The 24,772-nt window shown below is 73.2% G+C and carries 20 protein-coding genes; 13 read left to right on the top strand and 7 right to left on the bottom strand.

From position 1 onward, the window contains the following. Window positions 1-55: 55 nt before the first annotated feature. Genes HP550_RS14705 through HP550_RS14695 form a run of 3 tightly spaced genes read left to right on the top strand, consistent with a single transcriptional unit; the run spans window position 56 to window position 2,651 of the window. Window positions 56-820 carry a CoA transferase subunit A gene (locus HP550_RS14705; RefSeq protein WP_175348422.1) on the top strand — a complete coding sequence of 255 codons (765 nt, stop codon included), beginning with the start codon at window positions 56-58 and terminating at the stop codon, window positions 818-820. Beyond that, a complete protein-coding gene (locus tag HP550_RS14700; RefSeq protein ID WP_175348421.1) occupies window positions 817-1,458 on the top strand; it encodes a CoA transferase subunit B in 642 nt (213 codons plus the stop codon). Before HP550_RS14705 ends, HP550_RS14700 begins: the two co-directional genes overlap by 4 nt. Next, window positions 1,455-2,651: an acetyl-CoA C-acyltransferase gene (locus HP550_RS14695; RefSeq protein ID WP_175348420.1), complete on the top strand. Its 1,197-nt coding sequence runs from the start codon at window positions 1,455-1,457 to the stop codon at window positions 2,649-2,651. The genes HP550_RS14700 and HP550_RS14695 overlap by 4 nt, the downstream gene beginning before the upstream one ends. A 13-nt stretch (window positions 2,652-2,664) precedes the next feature. On the opposite strand, the gene HP550_RS14690 is transcribed toward HP550_RS14695, so the two are convergent. After that, window positions 2,665-3,282 carry a CGNR zinc finger domain-containing protein gene (locus HP550_RS14690; protein WP_175348419.1) on the bottom strand — a complete coding sequence of 206 codons (618 nt, stop codon included), beginning with the start codon at window positions 3,280-3,282 and terminating at the stop codon, window positions 2,665-2,667. 96 nt (window positions 3,283-3,378) lie between these two features. Between HP550_RS14690 and HP550_RS14685 the strand changes: the two genes are divergently transcribed. The 4 genes from HP550_RS14685 (at window position 3,379) to recD (ending at window position 12,134) form a co-directional block, all read left to right on the top strand. Continuing rightward, complete coding sequence (locus HP550_RS14685; RefSeq protein WP_175348418.1) at window positions 3,379-3,576, top strand: hypothetical protein; 198 nt, start codon at window positions 3,379-3,381, stop codon at window positions 3,574-3,576. A 211-nt stretch (window positions 3,577-3,787) separates the two neighbouring features. Then, complete coding sequence (gene recC / locus HP550_RS14680) at window positions 3,788-7,129, top strand: exodeoxyribonuclease V subunit gamma (RefSeq protein WP_343048189.1); 3,342 nt, start codon at window positions 3,788-3,790, stop codon at window positions 7,127-7,129. Further along, window positions 7,126-10,440, top strand: a complete 3,315-nt coding sequence (locus tag HP550_RS14675) for a UvrD-helicase domain-containing protein (RefSeq protein ID WP_175348416.1) — start codon at window positions 7,126-7,128, stop codon at window positions 10,438-10,440. The genes recC and HP550_RS14675 overlap by 4 nt, the downstream gene beginning before the upstream one ends. Beyond that, complete coding sequence (gene recD / locus HP550_RS14670; protein ID WP_175348415.1) at window positions 10,437-12,134, top strand: exodeoxyribonuclease V subunit alpha; 1,698 nt, start codon at window positions 10,437-10,439, stop codon at window positions 12,132-12,134. Before HP550_RS14675 ends, recD begins: the two co-directional genes overlap by 4 nt. 17 nt (window positions 12,135-12,151) lie before the next feature. On the opposite strand, the gene HP550_RS14665 is transcribed toward recD, so the two are convergent. Then, on the bottom strand, window positions 12,152-13,528 hold the full coding sequence (locus HP550_RS14665; protein ID WP_175348476.1) for a TRAFs-binding domain-containing protein: 1,377 nt from the start codon (window positions 13,526-13,528) through the stop codon (window positions 12,152-12,154). Window positions 13,529-13,683: 155 nt separating this feature from the next. Between HP550_RS14665 and HP550_RS14660 the strand changes: the two genes are divergently transcribed. After that, window positions 13,684-14,394 carry a hypothetical protein gene (locus tag HP550_RS14660; RefSeq protein WP_175348414.1) on the top strand — a complete coding sequence of 237 codons (711 nt, stop codon included), beginning with the start codon at window positions 13,684-13,686 and terminating at the stop codon, window positions 14,392-14,394. 6 nt (window positions 14,395-14,400) lie between these two features. On the opposite strand, the gene HP550_RS14655 is transcribed toward HP550_RS14660, so the two are convergent. After that, a complete protein-coding gene (locus HP550_RS14655) occupies window positions 14,401-15,552 on the bottom strand; it encodes a patatin-like phospholipase family protein (protein WP_210768108.1) in 1,152 nt (383 codons plus the stop codon). Between the two features lie 57 nt (window positions 15,553-15,609). Then, window positions 15,610-16,041: a PLAT/LH2 domain-containing protein gene (locus HP550_RS14650; RefSeq protein WP_175348413.1), complete on the bottom strand. Its 432-nt coding sequence runs from the start codon at window positions 16,039-16,041 to the stop codon at window positions 15,610-15,612. A gap of 139 nt (window positions 16,042-16,180) precedes the next feature. On the opposite strand from HP550_RS14650, the gene HP550_RS14645 reads away from it, so the two are divergent. The 5 genes from HP550_RS14645 to HP550_RS14625 are packed head-to-tail and all read left to right on the top strand — an operon-like array spanning window position 16,181 to window position 20,349. Continuing rightward, a complete protein-coding gene (locus HP550_RS14645) occupies window positions 16,181-17,671 on the top strand; it encodes a matrixin family metalloprotease (protein WP_175348412.1) in 1,491 nt (496 codons plus the stop codon). 25 nt (window positions 17,672-17,696) lie between these two features. Next, the gene (locus HP550_RS14640; RefSeq protein ID WP_175348411.1) at window positions 17,697-18,341 is read left to right on the top strand and encodes a hypothetical protein; all 645 of its coding nucleotides are present in this window, start codon (window positions 17,697-17,699) and stop codon (window positions 18,339-18,341) included. Between the two features lie 22 nt (window positions 18,342-18,363). After that, a complete protein-coding gene (locus tag HP550_RS14635; RefSeq protein ID WP_175348410.1) occupies window positions 18,364-19,059 on the top strand; it encodes a histidine phosphatase family protein in 696 nt (231 codons plus the stop codon). A gap of 10 nt (window positions 19,060-19,069) precedes the next feature. Continuing rightward, a complete protein-coding gene (locus HP550_RS14630) occupies window positions 19,070-19,591 on the top strand; it encodes a DUF3090 domain-containing protein (RefSeq protein ID WP_175348409.1) in 522 nt (173 codons plus the stop codon). Next, complete coding sequence (locus HP550_RS14625) at window positions 19,585-20,349, top strand: SCO1664 family protein (RefSeq protein ID WP_175348408.1); 765 nt, start codon at window positions 19,585-19,587, stop codon at window positions 20,347-20,349. Before HP550_RS14630 ends, HP550_RS14625 begins: the two co-directional genes overlap by 7 nt. Before the next feature lie 6 nt (window positions 20,350-20,355). Here HP550_RS14625 and HP550_RS14620 read toward each other — a convergent pair whose 3' ends face one another. From HP550_RS14620 to HP550_RS14610, 3 genes are all read right to left on the bottom strand, one after another. Further along, window positions 20,356-21,252, bottom strand: coding sequence for an SDR family oxidoreductase (locus tag HP550_RS14620; RefSeq protein ID WP_175348407.1), 897 nt, complete (start codon window positions 21,250-21,252; stop codon window positions 20,356-20,358). Between the two features lie 140 nt (window positions 21,253-21,392). Next, window positions 21,393-23,378 (bottom strand): vWA domain-containing protein, encoded by a 1,986-nt coding sequence (locus HP550_RS14615; RefSeq protein WP_175348406.1) that lies wholly within the window; start codon window positions 23,376-23,378, stop codon window positions 21,393-21,395. Then, window positions 23,371-24,756, bottom strand: coding sequence for a MoxR family ATPase (locus HP550_RS14610; protein WP_175348405.1), 1,386 nt, complete (start codon window positions 24,754-24,756; stop codon window positions 23,371-23,373). The genes HP550_RS14615 and HP550_RS14610 overlap by 8 nt, the downstream gene beginning before the upstream one ends. Between the last annotated feature and the right edge of the window lie 16 nt (window positions 24,757-24,772).

Raw genomic sequence — 24,772 nt, 5'->3', positions numbered from 1 at the left:
CTGGCGCGAGTGTCGACCGGTCGGCGCACAATGACCTCGTCGACAGGAGGCAAGAATGGACAAGGTCGTCCAGTCCGCCGTCGAGGCGGTAGCCGACATCCCCGACGGGGCGACCCTCGCGGTCGGTGGGTTCGGCTTGTGCGGTATCCCGAGCTTGCTGATCCACGCTCTGCTCGACTCCGGCGTCCAGGACCTGGAGGTGGTGAGCAACAACTGCGGCGTGGACGACTGGGGGCTCGGCCTGCTGCTCCAGGCGGGTCGCATCCGGCGCATCATCGCCTCGTACGTGGGCGAGAACAAGGAGTTCGCGCGGCAGTACCTGGCCGGGGAGCTCGAGGTCGAGCTGACGCCGCAGGGCACGCTCGCCGAGCGTCTTCGTGCAGGTGGGAGCGGGATCGCCGCGTTCTACACGCGGACCGGCGTGGGCACGCTGGTGGCCTCCGGGGGGCTGCCGTGGCGGTACTCCCCCGACGGATCGGTCCTCGTCGAGTCGCCACCGAAGCCCGTCGAGACGTTCACCGTGCGTGGGGTGTCGTCCGACTTCGTCCGCGAGGAGGCGATCACCGCGGACTACGCGCTGGTCCGGGCCGCGCGTGGCGACCGCCTGGGGAACCTGGTGTTCCACTCCTCCGCCCGCAACTTCAACCCGCTGTGCGCGGCGGCCGGTGCGGTGACGATCGCGGAGGTCGAGGAGCTCGTCCCGGTCGGCGCTCTGGACCCGGATTCCATCCATCTGCCGGGCATCTTCGTGGACCGCGTCGTCGCACTTTCACCCGCCGAGGTGGCCGACAAGCGCATCGAGCGGAGGACGGTCTCATGAGCCTGACGCGGGAGCAGATGGCGGCGCGGGCGGCCCTGGAGCTGACCGACGGGTCCTACGTGAACCTCGGGATCGGGCTGCCGACGCTGGTGCCGGGGTTCGTCCCGCCGGGGGTGTCCGTCGTCCTCCAGTCGGAGAACGGCGTGCTCGGCGTGGGGCCGTACCCCATCGACGACGACGTCGATCCCGACCTCATCAACGCCGGGAAGGAGACGATCACGGTCGCTCCCGGGGCGTCGTACTTCGACTCGGCGACCTCGTTCGCGATGATCCGCGGCGGCAAGGTCGACGTCGCGATCCTGGGCGCGATGCAGGTGTCGTCGTCCGGCGACATCGCCAACTGGATGATCCCCGGAAAGATGGTCAAGGGCATGGGCGGCGCGATGGACCTGGTGCACGGGGCGCGTCGGATCGTGGTGCTCATGGAACACGTGGCGCGCGACGGGTCCGCCAAGATCCTGCCGGAGTGCACCCTGCCGCTGACCGGGGTCGGGGTGGTGGACCGGATCATCACGGACCTGGCGGTGCTCGACGTGACACCCGCCGGACTCGTCCTGCGGGAGTGCGCGCCAGGCGTCTCTGTCGACGACGTCGTGGCGGCCACTCCCCTGGTGCCCGTGGAGGTGGAGCTCTCATGACTGCTGACCGTGAGGTCGTGATCGTCTCGTTCGCGCGGACGCCGATGGCACGCCTGAACGGCGCGCTGTCGTCCCTGTCCGCCGCGTCGCTGGGTGCCGTCGCGATCGCCGGCGCAATCTCCCGTGCCGGGCTCGACCCGTCCGACGTGGACCAGGTGCTCATGGGCCAGGTGGTCCAGGCGGGCGCCGGCCAGAACCCCGCGCGGCAGGCCGCCGTCAAGGCCGGCATCCCGTGGACGGTGCCCGCGACGACGATCAACAAGGTCTGCCTCAGCGGGCTGACCGCGATCATCGACGCCGCGCGGATGATCCGGCTCGGGGAGGCGTCGATCGTCGTCGCCGGCGGGCAGGAGTCGATGAGCCAGGCGCCGCACCTGCTGCCGGGGTCGCGACGCGGGTGGACCTACGGGGACATCCAGGCGGTGGACTCCCTGGCGTTCGACGGGCTGACCGACGCGTTCGACCGCGAGTCGATGGGCTCGTCCACCGAGCGCGGGAACAAGGCGCTGTCGATCCCGCGCGAGGCGCAGGACGCCGTGGCGGTGGAGAGCCACCGGCGGGCGTCCGAGGCAGCGGCCTCCGGCGTGTTCGCCGACGAGATCGTGCCGGTGGAGGTGCCGCAGCGGCGCGGTGCCCCCGTGGTCGTGTCGGTGGACGAGGGCCTTCGGCCCGAGACGTCTCTGGAGTCCCTGGCGGCACTGCGGCCGGCGTTCTCCGCCGACGGGACGATCACGGCCGGCAACGCCTCTCCCCTGACCGACGGAGCCGCGGCCGTGGTGGTTGCGGCCCGGGAGATCGTCGAGGCGCGCGGGCTGTCGTGGCTCGCGGTGGTCGGCGCGTCCGGGCAGGTGGCCGGACCGGACAACTCGCTGCACTCGCAACCGTCGGCGGCGATCGCGGCCGCGCTGGCCCGAGCCGGCTGGGACCTGTCGACGGTGGACCTCGTGGAGATCAACGAGGCGTTCGGGTCGGTCGTGGTGCAGTCGCTCGGAGACCTGGCCTACCCGCTGGAGCAGACGAACATCCACGGCGGCGCGATCGCGCTCGGGCACCCGATCGGAGCGTCCGGCGCGCGGCTGGCCGGCCACGCCGCGACGGAGCTCGCGCGTCGCGGCCACGGGCGTGCGGCCGTGTCCCTGTGCGGCGGCGGCGGACAGGGCGAGGCGCTGCTGCTCTCGCGCACCGAGGGCTGAGGCGACCGGCTCATCAGTCCGCGGCGCGGCTCGCGCGCCGCCGCGCGGTGAGTCTCTGCGACTTCGCCTGGTTCCCGCAGTCCGTCATGCTGCACCACCGGCGGCTGCCGTTCTTCGAGGTGTCCAGGAACAGGTACTGGCAGCCGTCCTGCGACGCGCACGCCTTGACCCGGCCCGACGGGCCGGTGGTGGCCAGGTCGACGGCGGAGCGCGCGAGCAGCCAGCGCGCGAGACGCAGGTCGGGTTCCCACGTCCAGCGCAGGTCCGGACCGTCCGCCACCAGCCGGCCGTGCGCGAGCGCGTCCACGTACGACTCCTGGACTGCCGCGAGGAGACCGGCGGCGGCGACACCCTGCGTGGCACGCCCGTAGAACAGCCCGAACACGGACTCCCGGAGCGCGCGCGTGCGCACCAGCTCACCGTCCGCAGCCTCGGGGTCGGCCTCGGCGAGGGCGTGGAGCTCAACGGCCTGCGCGGCGGACAGGCCGCCAGCGCGCCGTACCCAGTCGACGAGGTCGGCGTAGGTGTGGAGATAGTCCAGCGGGTCGTCGAGCACCCGCCCGTCCACGGAGTTGGCGACGTCCAGGCACAGCACGCCGCCGACCAGCTCCGGGAGCACGTCCTGAGCCACGATCCGCCTCCGGCTTCGCTACCTATAAACCTTGTTTTGATGGTAGCACGGGCCTATGCTACCGGTAACCGATTGTTTACTGGTTGCGAGGTCATCATGATCGAGGGACTTGCAGTCGTCGGAGCACGGGCCACCTGGAACCTGCAGCACTCGGCGCTGCCCGGCTCGCCCGTCCTGCCACCCGAGCCGCCGCGCCGGCGCCGGCTCAACCTCCGCCCACGTGTCGCCGCCACCCTGCGGCGGACCGCGGAGAGGCTCGACCCCGTCGGGTCTCCGAGGGCGATCTACCACTGAGGCGCAGGGAGCGGCCAGGCGTGCTCACCACGCCTGGGCGCTCTCGGCGTCCCGCGGCGTCCTCAGCGTCGGGCCGCTCTGGCCCTACCGGCGGACCTGCCCCGCCGCCGGGTCGTCGTGACCCTGCCCTGACCTGTGGATGACGGACGACGCCGGCACAGGCACGACGACCGGAGCGCTCGGTCGCGACCACGTGGCTAGAGTGCGCGACGTGGCCTCCGACGCATCGACGACGACCACCTCGGGCCTGCACGTGCACGTCGCCGAGAGGACAGATGTCCTCGTCGACGCCCTCGCCGCGGTCCTCGCCGCACCTCCGGCCGACCCGTTCACCCCGGACGTCGTCTCCGTCCCCACCCGCGGCGTCGAGCGCTGGGTGGCCCAGCGGCTCTCGCACCGCCTCGGCACCGGAGCGGGCACGACGGCGGACGGCGTCTGCGCGAACGTGGTCTTCCCGTCGCCGGGCCGGCTCGTTCGCGATGCGCTGGCGAGCACGGCCGGGCTGACCGGCGACGACGACCCGTGGGGTCCCGAGCACCTGGCCGGTCACGTGCTGGACGCGATCGACGCGAACCTCGGCGCGGAGTGGCTCCGGACGGTGAGCCGGTTCCTCGGTGCGGACGGCGACGAGGTCCGCCGCAGCCGCCGGGTCCGGCTCGCCCAGCGGGTGGCCCGGCTGTTCGGCTCCTACGACCGTCAGCGCCCCGCGATGCTCGTCGCCTGGGCGCACGGCCTCGACCAGGACGGTCTGGGGGCAGACCTCCCGGACGACGTGCTGTGGCAGGCGCACCTGTGGCGGGAGGTGCGCGACACCGTCAGCGGGTCGGCTCCCGCGGAGCGGCTCGACGACGCGGTGGCGCGGCTCGTCGCGGAGCCGTCGGTGAGCGCTCTGCCAACGCGGCTCTCGGTGTTCGGGGCGACGGCGCTGCCCGACGGGCACCTGCGGGTGCTGGACGCGCTGGCCGTGCACCGCGAGGTCCACCTGTGGATGCCCCAGCCGTCCCTGGCTCTCTGGCGACGCGTGGTGTCCGACCCCCGCACCGCTGCCCGCAGGTCGGAGAGGCCCACGGTCGCGACGCACCCGCTGCTCGCCTCGATGTCCGGGGACGCGACCGAGCTGGCGACGCGAGTCCTCCAGCTCGCACCCGACGTGATTGTCCTCGCCTCGGCCCCACGCCCGAGCACGGCGCTGGGCGCGCTCCAGGACCGCATCGCCGACGACCGCACCGACGGCCCACGGCACGGGGCGAGCCCCGGCGACCGCTCCGTCCAGGTCCATGCCTGCCACGGACGCTCGCGCCAGGTCGAGGTGCTCCGGGAGGTCGTCGTCGGCCTGCTCGCGGACGACGCCACCCTGGAGCCGCGGGACGTCATCGTGATGTGCCCCGACGTCGAGGCGTTCGCGCCGCTGGTCGAGGCCGTCTTCGGCCAGGCGGACGACGGGCCCCACGATCACCCTGGTCGCACGCTGCGTGTCCGCATCGCCGACCGTGCACCAGGGAACGCCAACCCGGTCCTCTCCGTGGTCGCGACCCTGCTCGAGCTCGCCGACTCCCGCGTCGGGGCGTCCGCGGTGGTCGACCTCGCCGGTCAGGCGCCCGTGCGTCGCAGGTTCGGCTTCGACGACGAGGAGCTCGACCGCATCCGGGGCTGGGCCCTGGAGTCGGGGGTGCGATGGGGTGAGGACGCCTCCCGGCGCGAGCGCTACCAGCTGGGTGCGCTCGCCCAGGGCACGTGGGCGACCGCGCTGGACCGGCTCCTGCTCGGGGTGGCGATGGCGGAGGAGGACCACCGGTTCGTCGGCGCGGTGCTGCCGGTCGACGACGTCGGCTCGACCGACGTCGACCTGGTCGGGCGCCTGGCGGAGTTCGTCGACCGGCTCACCGCCACCCTGCACGACCTCGCGGGTGCGCGTCCCGCGGGCGAGTGGTTCGACACGCTGGACCGGGCCGTGCTCCTGCTCACCGACGTCGCACCGGCCGACCGTTGGCAGCAGGCAGAGGCGGCCCGCGCCCTGGCCAGGGCCCGGACGGCGGCCGGCAGCACCCTGCGGCTGGCCGACGTCATCGCGCTGCTCGAGCCGCACCTGGCCGGGCGACCGACCAGGTCAGGCTTCCGCACCGGGGCGCTGACCGTGTGCTCGCTCGCGCCGATGCGCGCCGTCCCGCACCGGGTGGTCGCGCTGCTCGGGATGGACGACGGCGCGTTCCCCCGCGGATCGGGCCATGACGGCGACGACATCCTCGCGCGCGACCCGCTCGTCGGGGAGCGCGACGCCCGGCAGGAGGACCGCCAGCTGTTCCTCGACGCGGTGACGAGCGCCCAGCAGCACCTCGTGGTCGTCTACTCGGGCGCCGACGAGCGCACCGGCGCCACCCGGCCGCCCGCCGTTCCGGTGGGCGAGCTGCTCGACGCCCTCGACGCCGCCGTCGCCCACCCCGAGGGCAGGTCCGCACGGGACCAGGTCGTCCACCACCCGCTCCAGACCGTCGACGAGCGCAACTTCGTGGCGGGAGCGCTGGGCCGCGCCGAGCCGTTCAGCTTCGACCTGCTCGACCTCGCCGCCGCACGCACCGGGCGCCGCGGCAACCCGCCGACGCCTGCAGCGCAGCTGCTCCCGACCGGCGCCGACGAGCTCGACCTCGAGGACCTGGCGTCCACCCTCGAGCACCCCGTCCGCGCGTTCTTCCGCGGCCGGCTCGGCGCGACCCTTCCCGGTGACGAGCCGCAGCTGGACGACCGCCTGCCCCTCGAGCTGGACGGGCTGGAGCGGTGGGCCGTCGGAGACCGGCTGCTCCAGGCCGCGCTCGACGGCGTCGACCTCACCGACGCCACCGCGGCCGAGCGGCGCCGCGGGCACCTGCCTCCGGCCACTCTCGGCGGGGCGACCCTGCAGACCATCCGCGCGCAGGTCGAGCCGCTGCTCGCGGCCTCGGACCGGTACCTCGTGCGACCCGCCGAGAGCGTCGACGTCACGATCCCGCTCGCCGACGGGCGCACGCTCGCCGGCACGGTGAACGGCGTGCGCGGCGACGTCCTGGTCCGCACGGTCTTCTCCCGGCTCGGGGCCAAGCACCGCCTGCGCGCCTGGGTGCAGCTGGTCGCGCTGGCCGCCGCGTTCCCCGACCGCACCTTCGAGGCGGTGACGATCGGTCGTGGGCAGGTCCGCCCGTCGCGCGTCGCCCGCCTCTCGGCACCGGCGCAGCCGCACGAGGTTCTCCGGCGGCTCGTCGCCCTCCACGACGAGGCGAGGTGCGGAGCCCTCCCGCTCCCCCTCGCGACGAGCCTGGCGTACGCGCACCCGCGCACCGGCGGTGGCGACGAGGCCGACGCGCTGGCCAGCGCCCGCAAGGAGCTCGGCACCGCGGAGGAGGCGGCGAACGGCCGCGGCGGCTTCGAGGCAGTCGACGACTACCACCTGCTCGCGTTCGGCGACCCGGTCACGTTCGACCGGTTGCTCGTCGAGGAGGGTGCCGGCACCGAGTCCACCCGGTTCGGTGCGCTCTCCATGGCGCTGTGGGCCGATCTCATCGCGCACGAGGAGGTCGGATGACCGCCCCGTTCGACGTGTGCGGCCCGCTGCCGGAGGGCACCGTCGTGCTCGAGGCGAGCGCCGGCACGGGCAAGACGACGACGATCGCGTCGCTGGCCGTCCGGTACGTCGCCGAGGGCGTCGCTCGTCTCCCCGAGCTCATGCTCGTGACGTTCGGCCGGCTGGCCACCTCCGAGCTGCGCGAACGCGTCCGCGAGCGCCTCGTCGTCGTCGAGCGCGCGCTCCGGCAGGACGCGGTCGATCCGACCGACCCGGTGATCGTCCTGCTCGCGAGCACGGACCGTGCGGCACGGACCCAACGCCTCACCGAGGCGCTGGCCGAGTTCGACGCCGCCACGATCACCACCACGCACGGCTTCTGCCAGCAGATGCTCACGTCGCTGGGCACCCTCGGCGACGTCGAGCCCGACGCGCGCCTGGTCCCGGACATCGCGGCGCTCGAGGCGGAGGTGGTCGACGACCTCTACCTGCGCAAGTACGCGTCGACGGGCGCGCCGACGCTCTCCGTGAAGGACGCCCGCGCGATCGCGCACGAGGCGGTCAGCGACGCAGCGGCGACGCTCGAACCGGCCGACGCCGACGGACGCGCACGCGACTCGTACGGCCTCGCCCACGCCGCCCGCCGCGAGCTGGTCCGGCGCAAGCGTGCGTCGAGGGTGCTCGACTACGACGACCTGCTGGTGCTGCTGCGCGACGCGCTGACCGACCCGGAGACGGGAACCGCCGCGGCCGACCGCGTGCGCGCGCGCTACCGCATCGTCATGGTCGACGAGTTCCAGGACACCGACCCCGTCCAGTGGGACATCCTGCGGACCGCGTTCCACGGGCACCGCACCCTGGTGCTGATCGGGGACCCGAAGCAGGCCATCTACCGGTTCCGGGGCGCCGACGTCGCCACCTACCTGCGCGCCCGCGCGGTGGCGTCGACGCAGACCCTGCACCGCAACTGGCGCGCGGACCCCGCCGTGCTCGACGGCCTCGCCCCGATCCTGTCCGGCACCGCGCTGGGTGATCCGCGCATCGTCGTCCACCCGATCGAGCCCGCACGGACGGGCCGGCGGCTGCGCGGCGGTCCCGCGGTCCGCCTCCGGCAGGTGACGCGCGCCGCCCTGCACGCACCGGACGACGCCACCACCCCGCCGGTCGGCACGGTCCGCGACTTCGTCTACGCCGACGTCGCGGCTCAGGTGCTGCGCACGCTGGCCGACGAGCAGGTGGCGGACGACGGCGGGTGGCGGTCCGCCGAGCCCGGCGACATCGCGGTCCTCACGCGGGTCAACCGCGACGCCGTCGCCGTGCAGCGCGCGCTCGCGGCGGTCGGCGTGCCGGCCGTCATCTCGATGCTGACCAGCGTGTTCGGCACGCCGTCGGCGCGCGACTGGCTCACCCTGCTCTCGGCGCTCGCGCGCCCCGGCGTCAGCGGGTTCGTCTCGGCGGCCGCCCTCACGCCGTTCGTCGGCTGGACCACGACCGAGCTCGCGGAGGCGTCCGACGAGCGCCGCGACCAGCTGGCCGACCTGCTGCGCACGTGGTCGCGCGTGCTCGACGACCACGGCGTCGCCTCCCTGCTCGAGGCCGCTGCCACCGCCGGCCTGCGGGAGCGTCTGGTCCGACTTCCGGACGGCGAGCGCCGCCTGACCGACGTCCGGCACGTCGGCGAGGCGCTGCACGCCGCCGCGACGGACGACGGCCTCGGCGCGGCTGCGCTCCTCGAGTGGCTGCGCGCCCGGGTCGACGAGGCCGGTCGGGACTACACCGAGGAGCGCAGCCGCCGGCTGGAGACCGACGCCGCAGCCGTGCAGGTCATCACGGTGCACGCGAGCAAGGGGCTCCAGTTCCCCGTCGTGCTGGTGCCGTTCCTCTGGGACAAGTACACGCCGCCCACCCCGGCGACGATCGGGTACGACCGCGACGACGTCCGCCGGCTGCACGTCGGCGGGAAGGGCAGCCCGGGTTACGACGAGGCGCGCGCGGCGGGTTCTGCCGCCGACGACGGGGAGGGCCTGCGCCTCGCGTACGTCGCTCTCACGCGGGCCACCAGCCAGGTCGTGGTCTGGTGGGCACCCTCCACGATCTCCGTGCGCGGCGCGCTCACCCGCCTCCTGCTCGGCGCCCGCGACGGGGACGGCAACCCGGCGGAGCTGGTGCGGACGACCACCGACGCCCGGACCACGGACACGCTGCAGGCCCTCGCCGCACGGGGCAGAGGCGAGCTGGAGCTCGAGGTCGTGACCTCGGCGACCGCCACCCGGCCGTGGGCGCCACCGGCCTCCCCGGCCGCGGACCTCCGAGCGGCGACGCTGGGACGACGACCGGACGTGACGTGGCGTCGGACGTCCTACTCGGCGCTCACCGCTGCCGCGCACGAGCCTGCGGCCGGGCGGGAGCGCGTCGGGTCGGAGCCGGAGGCGCCCGGGGTGCAGGACGAGCCGGACGTGATCGCGCCGGCGGGCGACGACCACGCGGCCGCCCGCGACCTGCCCTCTCCGATGGCCGACCTGCCGTCCGGCACCACGTTCGGCACGTTCGCGCACCGCGTGCTGGAGCTCGTGGACACCAGCGCGCCGGACCTGGCCGGGGAGCTCGCGACCCGCTGCGCCGAGGCCGGGACGGGCGCGCTCCTGGCCGTCGATGCCGGCGCGGTGGCCGCGGCGATGCTCCCGTCGCTGCGCACCCCGCTCGGACCGCTGGCCGGCGGACTGTCCCTGGCCGCGATCGGCCCGCCGGACCGCCTGGCCGAGCTCGAGTTCGAGCTGCCGCTCGCCGGTGGGGACCTCGGCCGTGGGCGGGACGCCGGCGCCCTGCGGGACGTCGCCGGTCTGCTGCGCACCCACCTGCCCGCCGACGACCCGTTCGGGGCCTACGCCGACCGCCTCGGCGACGAGTCGCTGTCCGGCGCCCGCCTGCGCGGCTACCTCACGGGCTCCATCGACGCGGTGCTGCGCGTGCCCGCGGACGTGCCCGGCGGCCACCGCTACGTCGTCGTCGACTACAAGACCAACCGCCTCGGCGCGTTCGACGAGCCGCTCTCGCTGTGGCACTACCGGCCGGCGTCGACGCTCGCCGCGATGATCGACGCCCACTACCCGCTCCAGCTGCTGCTGTACTCGGCGGCGCTGCACCGCTACCTGCGCTGGCGTCTCCCGCTCTACGACCCGGCCGAGCACCTGGGCGGGGGCCTGTACCTGTTCCTGCGAGGGATGGCCGGCCCGGCGACGCCGACCGTCGACGGCGTCCCGTTCGGCGTGGTGTCCTGGCGCCCGCCGGCCGGGCTCGTCGTCGCCCTCTCCGACCTCCTGGCCGGCTCATGACGATCGCCGACGACCCGTACGCCGCCAACCTCCCGTGGCGCGCGACCGGTCTGCTCGCGGCGTCCGACCTCACGGCCGCCGACGTGCACGTCGCCCGCCGCCTCGGCGCGATCGGCGGGGAGGACGACGAGCGGGTCCTGCTCGCTGCTGCCCTTGCCGTGCAGGCGCTGCGCAGCGGGTCGGTGTGCGTCGTGCTCGACGACGTCGAAGACGCACCCACCGACTGGCAGGAGGCCATCCGCCGCAGCCCGCTCGTCGCGGACGGCCCGCACGGCCCCGCCGACCGCCCGCTGCGCTGGGTGGACGGGCGCGTCTACCTCGACCGCTACTGGCGCGACGAGCAGACGGTCCGCGCGGCGGTGCACGACCGTCTTGCCCGTCCGGCGACCGTCGACCCGGACGTCCTGGCGGCGGCTGTCGACCGCCTCTACCCGTCGGCCGCCGACGACGCCCAGCGCCTCGCGCTCCGCACGGCGGCCACCTCCCACCTGACCGTGCTGACGGGCGGACCCGGCACCGGCAAGACCACGACGGTCGCGCGCCTGGTCGCCGCCCTCCAGTCCGCCGCCGGCCCCAGGCTGCGGGTCGCGCTGGCGGCCCCCACCGGCAAGGCCGCCGCCCGCCTCCAGGAGTCGGTCAACGCGGAGGTCGCCCTCCTCGGCGCGGCCGACGTCGCCGCCGTCGGCTCCCTGCACGCCATGACGGTGCACCGCCTGCTCGGCCGGCGTCCCGGCTCGTCGACCCGTTTCCGGCACGACCGGCTGCGCCGCCTGCCGCACGACGTCGTCGTCGTCGACGAGTCGTCGATGGTGTCGTTGTCGCTGATGGCCCGGCTCGTCGAGGCGCTGCGCCCCACGGCGCGGCTCGTGCTCGTCGGCGATCCCGACCAGCTCGTGAGCGTCGAGGCCGGTGCCGTCCTCGGCGACCTCGTCGCGGCCTTCCCGCGGGACGTCGTCCGCCTCACGCGGACGCATCGCTACGGTCCCTCGCTCGCCGCCCTCGCCGAGGCGATCCGGCTCGGCGACGCCGACACTGCCCTGGCGGTGCTGCGCTCCGGTGACGAGCACCTCTCGCTGGTCGAGCCGACGGGCGACAGGCTCTCACCCCAGGACGTCGCCGGACTGCGGGAGGACGTCGAGGCCAGCAGCCGCGCACTCGTGGCGGCGGCCCGGGCCGGCGACGCCCCCGCTGCCCTGCAGGCCCTGGGTGCCCACCGCCTCCTGCTCGCCCACCGCGAGGGTCCGTTCGGCGTCGCGCACTGGGCAGCCACCGTGGAGGCGTGGGTCGGTGCCGGCGGCGGTCCGTGGCCGCTCGGCCGCCCGCTCCTGGTCACCGAGAACGACCGCGCCAGCGGGCTCTACAACGGCGACACCGGGGTCGTGGTGGCCGACGGGCTCGGCGGCGTCGCGGTCGCGTTCGGCGAGCCCGACGACCCCCGCCTGGTCCGCCCGTACCGACTGCCCGCCGTCCAGCCCGTCCACGCCATGACGGTCCACCGCGGCCAGGGCAGCCAGTTCGCCCGCGTGACCCTGGTGCTGCCGCCGGTCCCGTCGCCCCTGCTCACCCGCGAGCTGCTCTACACGGCAGTGACCCGCGCTCGCGAGCACGTGCGGGTGATCGGCACCGAGGATGCCGTCCGCGCGGCCGTCGAGCGTCCGGTACGTCGCGCCAGCGGTCTGCGCGAGCCCCGCTGACCCCGCACGCCCGACGCCTACCCTCCCGGGTCCAGCTCGTCGACCAGCGACTGCACCCACCCCGTCGACTCCCCGCGGGCGGCTCGCGCACCCGCCACCATGCGCAGGTTGCTCGCCGTCGACTCCGGCTCCCAGGACTCCTCGACCGCCGCCAGGGCCTTGGACAGGTACGCTCTGGCCTTCTCCTGCTCGCGGGCGAGCACCGCGAGCTCCAGCTGTGTGGCCCAGTCCCAGTACCCGGGCCGTGGCGACCGGATGCGCTGGTCGGCCGCGAACTGGACGACGGGGAGCATCCGATCCTTGCGCGCCGTGCTCTCGGGGCTGCCCTCGACGTCCAGCAGGGTCGCGGCGTTGACGCCGGGGTACACGTCCCGCCAGTCCGTCTCGAACCCTCGGACGTAGGCCTCGATCGCCTGCTCCAGAAGGCCCTGCGCCAGGGTGGACTTGCCCTCGTCGACAGCGCGTCTCCACTGCGACTTGTAGATCCGACCGATCAGGCCGCTGGTCTCCGCGGTCGGCCCCCGCGTCACCTCCAGCTCGCGGAGGATGTCGAGCGCCCGCCCGCGGTCGGCCAGGGAGCCGGTGGCGTCAGCGCGGCGGTTGTGGGCGAACGCCAGCTGCTGGAGAACGGCCGGCTGGCTCGCCAGCTCCTCCGGCAGCTCGCCGTGGGCCTGGATCATGCCGGCCCAGTCCTCCAGGGCGCGGTAGGCGAGCATCAGGCCGACGCGGACCGACACGTCGACGCCCTCCGCCGCGCCCGCGTCGGCGCGCAGCTGCGCGAGCTCCTGTGCCGCGTGCTCCCGGCCGGCCCCGTCCATCGCGGCCGCACGGACGTCGCGCAGCCTGCGGTTCAGCTCCTCGGTCGACCTCGCCTGCGCCAGGAAGAGCTGGGACGCGGCCGGTGAGGGGAGGCGCGGCCGCCAGCCGTCGATCATCTGGAAGAGCGGGCTGTCGACCCCGGGGTCGGTCCGGGCGCGGGCGCGCAGCGCGGTCAGCTGCTCGGCGATCGTGTCCCGCAGGGCGTACGCCTCCTCGTCGGAGAGCGTGTTGTCCCCCCCGAGGTCGTAACGGACCGTCCGCAACAGGTTGACGTCGAAGGGCAGCGGCTTGTGGGCTGCGAACAGCGTGAGGGTCGACCGGGGACGCGCGGCGTGCCGGATGCCGAGCTCGTAGAGCACGTTCGCGTTGCTGGTGGTCAGGTCCGCCACGGCGAACTCGCACAGCAGGAGCCGCTCGAACATGGCCTTGTGGATGATCCCGCCCAGCTCTTCCTCGTCCGCCCGGATCGGCTCCATCCCCGCGGCGACGACGCCCGGCCTGATCGCCGCGTCGTAGACGCGGTTGAAGTCGATCGGGGCGCCCTGGGCGGGGTCGGGCTTGGTGCCGAAGGGCATGATCACGAAGCAGAGAGGACTGACCACCCTTCAGTCTGGCGCGTGGACCCCGGTGGACGGGAGGGGGGAGAGGTCGCGCGGCTTGGCGGGGGGTGCTCCGACGCGGTTGGCTGGGCCGCGAGGTCGCATCCACACCGCCGAGTCGAGAGGCCCCGATGACGGTCACGCCCGCCGGCACCCCGCCCGTCGCCGAGGTCACTGCACCGGACCAGCTGCCCGACGCCCTCGCGGCCCTCGGCATCCCCGCCCGCCGCCCTGTGCTGGTGTGCGTGGGCGGCGCCGACGGGATGAGCGCCGCCGACCTGGCCAAGGTGGAGCGCTTCGTCGCCGACAACCTTGTCGCGGTCCTCGAGCGACACCGTGCGGTCGTGGTCGACGGCGGGACGGACTCGGGCCTCATGAGCGTCCTGGGGCGCGCGCGCCACGCCGCCGACGCGGGCTTCACGCTCCTCGGGGTGGCAGCCGCGCAGACCGTCGGCCCCGGTCGGGACGGCGTCGGCCTGGAGCGGCACCACAGCGCCGTCGTCCTGGTCCCGGGGGCGACGTGGGGTGACGAGTCGCCCTGGCTCGCGGCTGTCGCCGACCTCGTGGCCGGTGCCCTGCCGTCGGCCACGCTGGTGGTCAACGGCGGGACGGTGACCTACCGGGACGTCGAGGAGAGCCTCGGGGCAGGGCGCCGGGTGCTGGTCGTGGCCGGTTCCGGCCGCGCGGCCGACGCGATCGCGTCGGCCGCCTCGGGTGGTGCGACCGACGCGCGGACGGCACGCATCGCCGCGTCCCCGCTGGTCACCACCTACTCGATCGACAGCCCGGACCAGCTGGCCGCTGCCGTCGACGCCGCGCTGACTCCTCCGCGACCGGGCTGACGCGGCCTATCGGGTCACCTCCAGGAAACCCTGGAAGTGCCGACGGTCGACGGCCCGACCCGCCCGCATCCCCACCCGCTGGAGGTCGCGGATGTGCGCCACGGAGTCGAGGCGCTGCACGCTCTCGGGTTCCACGTCCCGCAGCTCGAGCCGGTCCAGGCCCTCACGCGTCAGGTCCGCGTTGTACCGGAGGTAGGTGAACGAGCGCGGTCCGCCGACGCCGTCCGCCGTCACCAGGTCTCCGATCTCGCGGTCGATGACCGCGCCGTGCCGGCACCGGCCGAACACCCGGCACAGCAGGTCCTGCTCGTGCAGGGCCGCGGCCATGAGTGCGGCGGGCACGGAGGCCGCGTTGAACAGCAGGTTCATGTCCCCCGGACGCAGCTGGTCGTTGGCCTTCGGGGCCGTCCCGGTGCCGACGGACACGAGGAGCAGCGCGTCCTCCCCCGTCGGCCACCGGAGCCCGTACGCGTCGTGGGTCGCCATCAGGAAGAGCTGGAACGCCGGGTTGTTGTACATCGTCAGGCCGCCGTCGACGAACACGAAGGCGTGCTCCCCCACCGTGACGACCTCGGGAGGGAAGAAGACCGGCGCGGCGGTCGACGCGCGCACCAGCTGCCACAGCGGGAGCCCGAGGTTGTTGTCGGGGTGGTCGGTCTGGTTGTACCTGGCCCCCGGGTTGTTGCTCAACGGCCACGGCGAGTCCGTCGTCGCGTTGCGCAGCACCATCATGAGCAGCGTCCGCAGCCGGTCGTCGCCCAGGGTCGTCGTCGGCCCGAACGTGCTCTGGAGCATCCGCTCCAGTCGTCGGCTGTCGTACTTGTACTGCAACCGCCGGAACAGCGCGGCCTTGTCGAACATCTCCTCACCGTGGCGGGCGTACAGGTCGCGCAGCTCGTCCACCCGCATCCCGCACGCGAGGCCCGCGGCGATGATCGCGCCCGTGCTGGTGCCCGCGACGTAGTCGAAGTAGTCGGCAAGGACGAAGTCGTCCCCGGCGCCCGTCTCCGTGCGGATCACGTCCTCGATCGCGGCGAGGATCTCGAGGGTCAGGACCCCGCGGATCCCCCCGCCGTCGAGCGCGAGCAGCTTCTTGGGGCCGACGGCCGCGATGCGATCCCGGTACGACATGGCGACCTCTCCGATGGGAGCCTTCACCTCGGGATCCAGTCTGGTGCGCCAGGGCACCCCAGCGACAGGTCTGCGTCGACCCGCTCAGGCCGCGCCGTCGGCAAGGACTCGCTGCGGCCGGCCCTCCGCCAGGTCCGTGCTGAACCACATGGTGGCGGGCCATCGGGGCAACCCGACGAGCAGGCGACGGTTCCCGTCGACGTCCTGGCCGATCACCCAGATCGACTCCGGCAGCCACGCGTCCCTGCCCTTGGTCCGGAGGGCGAAGTTGCGCGGTCCCAACAGGTCCATCGAGATGTTCGTCTCGCTCTCGACGATGTTGAACCTGTACTGGTCGGTCCTCCCCCGCTCCCGTTCGTCGTGCGGCAGGTCAGGAAAGTCCATCCAGATCTCGAACTGCGGGTTGGGCTGCGTGAACAACAGCCCGATGCTGACGCCGTCGTCGGTGTCGGCGTCGGGTGTCGACGATGTCGTGTGAATGACCCAGAAATGATCCAACCGTGCCACCGCTCTCATCCCCTCACGATCGCGATGCTCATTGTTGCCAGAAAATCCTAGTCGCTCGTCTGCGCCCGTCGTCGCCTTGGTTGACGCCGGTTGAGGGCAGGTCCAGGATCGACAGAGGACCTGCTCGGCGCGAGATCGGGGGGAAACCGTGCCTGCGTGGTATCCGGTGGGCAGCCGCCCACGCGTCCTCATCAACTGGGACACCTTCGTCGCGCAGGGCATCAACGCGGCGTGGCAGGGCCCCTTCACCGACGCGGTCATCAACGCGTACACCCGGTGGATGAATGTGGCGGGCGTCGACGTGCGGCCCCAGTTCTTCGGGTACACCACCCAGCTTCCGCCCACGAACCAGGGCGACCTGCTGATCCTCATGACCCCGTGGCACGGCGGGGGTGCACCGAACATCGCGACGACCCTCGGTGGGTGGAACTCGATCTTCATCGAGTTCCATCGCCGGTCGGGTGTGAACGGCTCACTGTGGAACTTCGTGCCGTGGAACGCGATGCCGGGGCAGATCGACATGCAGGCCGTCGCGCTCCACGAGCTCGGGCACGCGCTGGGTCTGGACCACAGCGCGTCCGGCAACGACGCGATGTTCCCCTTCTACGGCTACCCGTACCGGTACGGGCCGTTCGAGGGGGACGTCGCGCCGCTGAAGGCGCTGTATCCCGACTACCAGCAGAACCGTCTGCGGCAGCTGCGGTCGTCCGACGGTGCGGCGACCTGGGTTCCCGTCCCGAACGAGCTGACCTCCCATCCGCACTGGCACACGCGCACCAACCAGAGCCCCGGCGTCGCGGCCTTCCGCGGCTCGGGCCTGTACGTGCTCGGCTGGACGCACTCCAACCGGATCCCCACCTGGCTGCGCAACGACGGCGAGAAGTTCCTGACCCGCCTCTGGTACTACTTCGGCGGCGAGCGGACGGTGCACGGGCCCGCCTACGCGTCCGACGACCGCGGGACGGTCCTCTGGGCGCGGGTGACGAACGACGACTCGGGCGCCCTGCGCCTGTCCGTGTCGAGGAACCACGGGCGCTCCTGGTTCGCGGCCGGTCTGGCGGGGGCGCGCACCGCAGGAACCCCGGGCCTCGCGTGGACCCGCGTCGCCGGTCAGTCGTGCTGGGTGCTCGTCTGGGCGGACTTCAACCGCAGCAACGACGCCGCCACGGGGCAGGTGCGCGCGAGCACCTCGTTCGACGACGGTGCCACCTGGAGCGCGCCGACCGTGCTGCACCCGACCCTCAAGGCCCTCTCCGGCGTCTCGGTCGCCGCCTCCGACACCAACCGCCTGATGGTCGCCCTGGCGTTCGCCAACACGGCCGGCACCGCCAACCTCAATGAGATCGTCACCGTCCCGGCTGCGGTCGTCGGGCAGCAGCTCCAGGCCTCGGCTCCGGTGTTCACGGGCGAGCGGACCCGCATCCAGCCGGCGCTGGCGTACGACCGTGCCCGGGACACGTTCGTCCTCGCGTGGCGCGAGCAGAACTTCAACACGACGCTCGGCGTCGCGGTGCTCCCCCCGGGCGCCCCGGCGTGGAGCGGCCGGGTGTGGCTGCTCGCCCACGCCAGCCACGTCGCGCCCGCCCTGGCGAGCTCCCCCGAGCTCGGCGAGACCGTGCTCTGGTACGCCCACGAGTAGCCGCCCGATCGCGAGGGAGACGCGCATGACCACACGCCTGGGGCAGGCGCCGACGCTCGTCGAGCGCATCGTCGGCGCGCACCTCGTGGTGCTCGGCCGCGTCCGCGACCTGCGGGAGGTGCGCGCCGCGGACGGGTTCGACGAGCCCCGGTCCTTCGCTCTGTTCGACGTCGACGTCGACGACGTCCTGCTCGGCCGCCCCCCGCGCCGCCTCGTCGTCCGGGTGCTGTCCGCGCCCGACCGGACGGACAAGGGCGAGGAGTCCTGGGTGGTGCCGATGGATCCGGAGGTCCCGATGCTCCTGCTGCTGGCCCGCGACGTGGGTCCGGACCTCCCCGACGACACGTACGCGCCGGTCGAGGCGAGCGTCTTCCCGGTCGAGGACGGCGAGGCGGTGATCGTGGCCGAGGACGCGCTGGACGAGCGGACGCGTGAGCGCCTGGGCGCCGACGACCGCGGGCGCGTGAGCCTCGACGCGTTCCGCGGGCTCGTCGACGAGGTCGCGAAGGCGATCGAGCAGCATCGTCGCGAGGTCGAGGAGCTGGTGCCCAGCCACGGCGAGGACGTCCCGTACCCGCCGGTTCTCGAGTGGCCGGGCGACGAGACACCGCTGCACGCAGCGACGCCCGAACCCGGACCGGCCGGGAGGCCCTCGGAGGAGGACCGGTAGGTTTCTGCCTAGGCTCCAGGGCATGCCCACCGTCATCCTCGTCCGGCACGGCCGCAGCACCGCGAACGTCGCCGGGATCCTGACCGGGCGGGCCCCCGGGGTTGATCTCGACGCGGTCGGGCGCAGCCAGGCCGAGCGCGCGTCGGAGCGGATCGCCGTGGTACCCCTCGTCGCCGTGGTCTCGAGCCCGCTCGCGCGGTGCCGGCAGACGGCGCGGACCATCGCGGAGCCCCACGCGCTGCGGCTGGACACCGACCCGGGCATCGTCGAGTGCGACTACGGGCAGTGGCAGGGGCGACCGCTCAAGGACCTCGCGCGCGAGCCGCTGTGGTCGGTGGTGCAGACCCAGCCGTCCGCGGCGGTGTTCCCGGGCGGCGAGTCGCTGGCCGCCATGCAGGCACGGTCGGTGGCGGCGATCCGCACCCGCGACGCTGCGCTGGAGGCGGAGCACGGCGGCGGCGCGGTGTGGGTGGCGGTCACGCACGGCGACATCATCAAGTCCGTCCTGGCGGACGCGCTGGGCATGGGTCTCGACCTGTTCCAGCGCATCACGGTCAACCCCGGATCCGTCTCGATCATCCGGTACGGGTCGACCCGCCCGGAGGTGGTCGCCACCAACACAGACTCCGGCGACCTCTCGTGGCTGCGGGCCGCCGGGCCGGTCGGCGAGGCGCAGGTCGGCGGCGGCGCCGGGCCGGAATCGCCTCCGCACTCTTAACATGGGCGGCATGCCGGCTCTTGTCCACCAGTTCGACTGGCCCGACCGTGTCATCGTCGGCACCGTCGGAAGCCCAGGTTCGCGCAGCTTCTACCTCCAGGTGCGCGACGGCGCCCGGAGCACCAGCGTGGGGCTCGAGAAGGAGCAGTCCGCGGTCCTCGCCGAGAAGATCGACGAGATCCTGGGCGCGCTCATGGCCGACGAGGGGAACCGGTTCAGCGTCCCCGCCGCCACGCCCGCCGAGCTCGTCGACAACGAGCCCCTGGACCAGCCCGTGGAGGAGCAGTTCCGCACGGGGCTGCTGCGTCTGGGCTGGGACCCGTCGACCGCGCAGGTGATCGTCGAGGCGTTCCCCCTGGAGGACACCGAGGAGGAGACCCCCGAGCCGGAGGACGCGAGCGAGATGCTCCTGGTCCGGATGCCGGTCGGGACTGCGCGGGCGTTCGTCGAGCGCACCCGGCAGGTCGTCCGGTCGGGCAGGCCGCTGTGCCCGCTCTGCGGCGCGCCGATCGACGACGGCCACGTGTGCTGACCGACCTCCCTGGGGGTGAGCTCGAGCTCGTCGGTCGCATCACGGTCGCGTCGAACGCGACCTTCCTCGCGACGATCGGCGACGCCCGCGTCGTCTACAAGCCCGTCGCCGGGGAGAAGCCTCTGTGGGACTTCCCGGACGGGACGCTGGCCGACCGCGAGCTGGCGGCCTACCTGGTCTCGGAGGCGTTCGGCTGGGACGTCGTGCCGGTCACCTGTCTGCGCGACGGGCCGCTGGGGCCGGGCATGGTGCAGCTCTGGCAGGAGCCGGACCCCGAGCAGGACCCGGTCGACGTCGTCCCCGCGCACGCCGTGCCGCCGGAGGGCTGGCGCGCAGTCTTCGAGGGCATCGACGACGACGACCAGCCGCTCACCCTGATCCACGAGGACTCCCCCGCGCTGCGTCGGATGGCCGTCTTCGACGTCGTCGTGAACAACGCCGACCGCAAGGGCGGCCACATCCTGCCGACGCAGCAGGGCCACCGCTACGGCGTCGACCACGGCGTGAGCTTCCACGTCGAGCACAAGCTGCGGACGGTCCTGTGGGGCTGGCAGGGCGACGGCCTCGACCCCGATGAGATCGCGGGGGTCGAGCGCGTGCGCACGGCGCTCGACGGCTACCTCGGTCAGCGCCTGACCGAGCTCCTCAGCGACGACGAGCTGGCGGCCCTCGCCACCCGGTGCGACCGGTTGCTCGGGAGGGCCACGTTCCCCGGCCCGCGCGGCCAGATGCCGGCGTTCCCGTGGCCGTTCTTCTGAGCCCCGTCAGGGCACGTTCGCCCCGCCGTTGACGTTGATGACCTCGCCGACCACGAAGCTGGACTCCGGCGACGCGAGGAACACGTACGCCGGCGCCTGCTCGACGGGCTGGCTCGTCCGGCCGAGCCAGCATGAGTCCCCGAAGCCGTTCAGCTTCTCCGTGGGCTGCCCGTCCGACACCTGCAGCGGCGTCCATACCGGCCCGGGTGCGACGGCGTTCACCCGGATGCCGCGGGGCGCCAGGTCGGCGGCCAGCGCCTTGGTGAAGCCGATGATCGCGAACTTGGTGGACGCGTAGTTGATGATCATCGGCGAGGGGTTGTACCCCTGGATCGAGGTGCTGTTGATGATGGTCGAGCCCGGGCCGAGGTGCGGCAGAGCGTCGCGGGTGATCCAGAACATCGCGTACAGGTTCGTCTGGATGGTGCGGTCCAGGTCGGCCTCGTCCAGCTCGTCGAACGTCTGGTGGTACACCTGGTGCGCCGCGTTGTTCACCAGGATGTCGAGCCCACCGAGACCCTCGACCGCGTCGGCAACCAGCGAGCGGCAGAACGCGCGGTCCCGGATGTCACCGGGAAGCAGGACCGCCGTCCGCCCGGCCGCACGCACGTGCTCCGCGATGGCCTCCGCATCCACCTGCTCCTCGGGCAGGTAGCTCAGGGCCACGTCCGCCCCCTCGCGCGCGAACGCGATGGCCACCGCCGCGCCGATGCCCGAGTCACCGCCGGTGATGAGCGCCTTCCGGCCCGGCAGACGTCCGGTGCCGCGGTAGCTGGTCTCGCCGTGATCGGCCTTGGGGTCGAGCTCCGCGTCGAGGCCCGGCACCGGCTGCCACGAGGCGTGCGGCTTGATGTGCGAGTGCCTCTCGACGGGGTTGTCGAACGTGAGCTGGTCGGACGACATCGTCATCTCCTCCACGGCGGGCAAGATCGATAACGATATCGGTGAACCCGCCCGGCTACTCGAGAATCGGCGCCAGGGCCGGCACGATCCGTGGCTCCTTCTTCGTGATCAAGGGCGAGCACTGAGGCTCCGAGCGGCCGTCACCACTCGTCGTCGCGACCCCAGCCGCCGAAGGCGCCGTTGCGGCGCGAGCTCAGGTACGAGTCGATCACCGCGGCGCCCAGGTCGTCGGTCTCGGGCGTGACGACGGTGCCGCCCGCCCGCTTGGCCATCGCGTCGACGAACCGCGCGAGGCCCGGGTCGTCGCCGAGGCGGAAGAACGTCGTGCGCGCACCCAGGCGCATCGAGCCGTCGAGCTCGCGCACCGCCAGGGCGATCGTGACCGGGTTCGGCGGGTAGTCGAAGAAGACCTCGCCGTCGGGTTGCAGGTGGGACGTCGGCTCGCCGTCGGTGACGACCAGGAGCACGGGCTGGGCGTTCGGGTGCTTGCGGAAGTGCCGGTTGGCCAGCAGCAGGGCGTGGTGCAGGTTGGTGCCCTTCTCCCACTTCTCGTCGAGCCCGACGAGCTCCTCGATCTGCATGACCGACGCACTGCGTCCGAAGCCGATCAGCTGCAGGTTGTCCCCGCGGAACCGGGTGGTGACCAGGGTGTGCAGCGCCAGCGCGGTGCGCTTCATCGGCACCCAGCGCCCTTCCATGGCCATCGAGAACGAGGTGTCGACGAGCAGCGCCACGCACGCCTGGGTGCGCGCCTCGGTCTCCTGGATCTCGACGTCGTCCACCTGGATCGTCCGCGACCCGCGGGCCAGCGCGTTGGTGATGGTCCGGCTCACGTCCCACGGCTCCGTGTCTCCGAACGCCCACTGGCGGGTGGATCCCGACGGCTCGCCGGCGGCACCGGAGCGGCGGACGTCGTGGCCGCCCTGGCGACCGGACACCGAGTCGGCGACCGCCTTGAGGACCGCCTTGCCCAGCTGGCGCATGGCCTTCGGCGTCAGCAGGAGCTGCCCGTCCGAGCCGCGCCGCATCGTGCCGGAGTCGCGCAGCGCCTTCTCCAGCCGCTGGAGGGTGCGGGCGTCGACCACCGCGTCGGACCCGAGCTGGCGGGACAGCTTCTCGAGGTCCAGGTCGTCCAGCTGCGAGCCCTCGTAGGACTGCGCGAGCTGGTCCGCGAGCGCGTCGAGGTCGGCGAGGTCCTGGAACACGCCGGTGCCGTCGCCGAGCCCGAGCCCGTTCTGGCCGTCCATCCGCTCCGAGCCGCCCCAGTCCTCGCCGGGTCGCAGGGCTCTGAGGTTGTCGTCGAGCTGCCCCAGCGCGTCCATGAGGTCCGACGAGCCGAAGGCCTGCTGCGCGAGCGCGTCGAGCTCGTCGCGCTGCTCCTGCGTCATGGAGTTCCGCGTCCGCTGTGCGGCGGCGGCTCTCTGCGCGAGGGCGTCGAGGAGCTCATCGAGGTTCTGGGGATCCTCCGGGAAGTACTCGCCGTGCTTCGCCATGAAGTCGTCGAACTGCTCCTGGGTGTCCGTGCCCTGCTTCCGCGCGTCGAGGAGCCCGTTGAGGTCCGCGAGCATCTCGTTCAGCGCGGCCCGGTCGTCGTCGGTCGCGTTCTCCAGCGCCTGCTTCATGCCCGCGAACCGCTGGTCGAGGACCTCCCGGCCGAGCAGGTCCTTGATCTTGTCGAACTCCGCCCGCGCCTCCCTGCTGCGCCAGTCGTACCCGTTGAGCTCGTTGACGGCGGCTGCGGGCGACGACGGGAGGTTGTCGAGCTGGAGCTGCGCCAGGGCACGGTCGCCCTCGTCCATGTCGACGTCGCGCGCCAGCTGCTTGCGCTCGGCCAGCACCGCCCGGTCGAGCAGCTCCTTGACCTGCTGCAACGTGCCGTCGAGGTTGTTCTCGCGCGTCAGCGCCCTGCGCCGCTCGGCGACCCGCCGAGCCAGCTCGTCCAGTCCGGCCCGATCCTGACCGCCGCGGCGCAGGAACTCCCGCATCGCGCGCTCGGGCGAGGAGCCCGCCATGACGTCCGCGCCGATCGCGTCCAGCGCCTCGGCCAGGTCGACCGGCGGCGCGAGCGGGTCCGGCCCGTCCGTGTAGGTCGTGTACCTCGCGAGTCGGCGGTTGGGCCTAGCCATAGATCGTCTCGCCGCCTCCGGACTCCTTGCTGATCCGGCGGGACAGGTACAGACCCTCCAGCGCCAGCTCGATCGCGGCCGCCCGCTCGCCGTCGGTCGTGGCGTGGAGCCGCTCGCAGATCTCGTCGTAGAGCTCGGACTCCCCGAGCGCGGGCAGACCGGTCAGGACGTCGCGGGCCGTGACCTGCTCGCCGGTGGTCACCATGGCCCCGCCTTGGATCGCGTCCACCAGCAGGCTGAAGTCGATGCCGCGGAGGTGCGCGCGGACGGTCTCCGCCGTCGCGGTGCGCAGCAGGTGGTCGAGGATCTCGTTCTCGCGACCCTCCTCCCCTGACTCGAACTCGATCTTTCCCGCAAGCACGTCGACCGCGGTCTCCAGGTCGACGGGCCGGGCGACCGCACGCTCCTCGCCCTGCCGTGCGGCCCGGTGCAGGGCTGAGGCGGCGACGGTCTCCGCGCCCGCGATGGCGAACCGCGCGCTCACCCCGCTGCGCTGGTCCACCGCGCTCGACGCGCGCAGCGCCTTGGTGAAGCGCGCCAGGATCTCGATCAGGTGATCCGGCACCTCCGCGTGGAGCAGGGCCTCCTGTCGGATCACCGCGACCTCGTCGGCAAGCTCGGTCGGATAGTGCGTCCGGATCTCCGCGCCGAACCGGTCCTTCAGCGGCGTGATGATCCGCCCACGGTTGGTGTAGTCCTCCGGGTTGGCCGTCGCCACCACGAGCACGTCGAGCGGCAGGCGCAGCACGTAGCCGCGGATCTGGATGTCGCGCTCCTCCATCACGTTGAGCATCGCGACCTGGATGCGCTCGGCGAGGTCCGGAAGCTCGTTGATGGCGACGATGCCGCGGTGCCCCCGTGGGACCAGGCCGAAGTGGATCGTCTCCGGGTCACCCAGGGCGCGCCCCTCGGCGACCTTCATCGGGTCCACGTCGCCGATGAGGTCCGCGACGCTCGTGTCCGGCGTCGCGAGCTTCTCGACGTACCGCTCGTCGCGGTGGCGCCAGGTGACCGGGAGGTCGTCGCCCTGCTCGGCCGCGCGTCGCTTGCTCGCCGCCGTGATCGGTTCGAACGGGTGCTCGCCGATCTCCGACCCCTCGATCACCGGGGACCACTCGTCGAGCAGACCCTGGAGGGTGCGCAGGATCCGCGTCTTGCCCTGGCCGCGCTCGCCGAGCAGGACGATGTCGTGGCCGGCGATGAGGGCGCGTTCCAGCTGCGGAATCACGGTGTCGTCGAAGCCGTGGATGCCCGGCCAGGGGTCGCGTCCCTCTCTGAGGGCGGCGAGGAGGTTGGTGCGGACTTCCTCGCGCACCGACGTGTGGACCTGCCCGGAAGCGCGGAGCTCGCCGACAGTTGCGGCAGTGGGACGCATCATCCGGTCGAGAGTACGT

This window comes from Cellulomonas humilata (assembly GCF_013359775.1).
GTDB classification, from domain to species: domain Bacteria; phylum Actinomycetota; class Actinomycetes; order Actinomycetales; family Cellulomonadaceae; genus Cellulomonas; species Cellulomonas humilata.
This window is presented reverse-complemented; position numbering and strand designations above follow the sequence as displayed.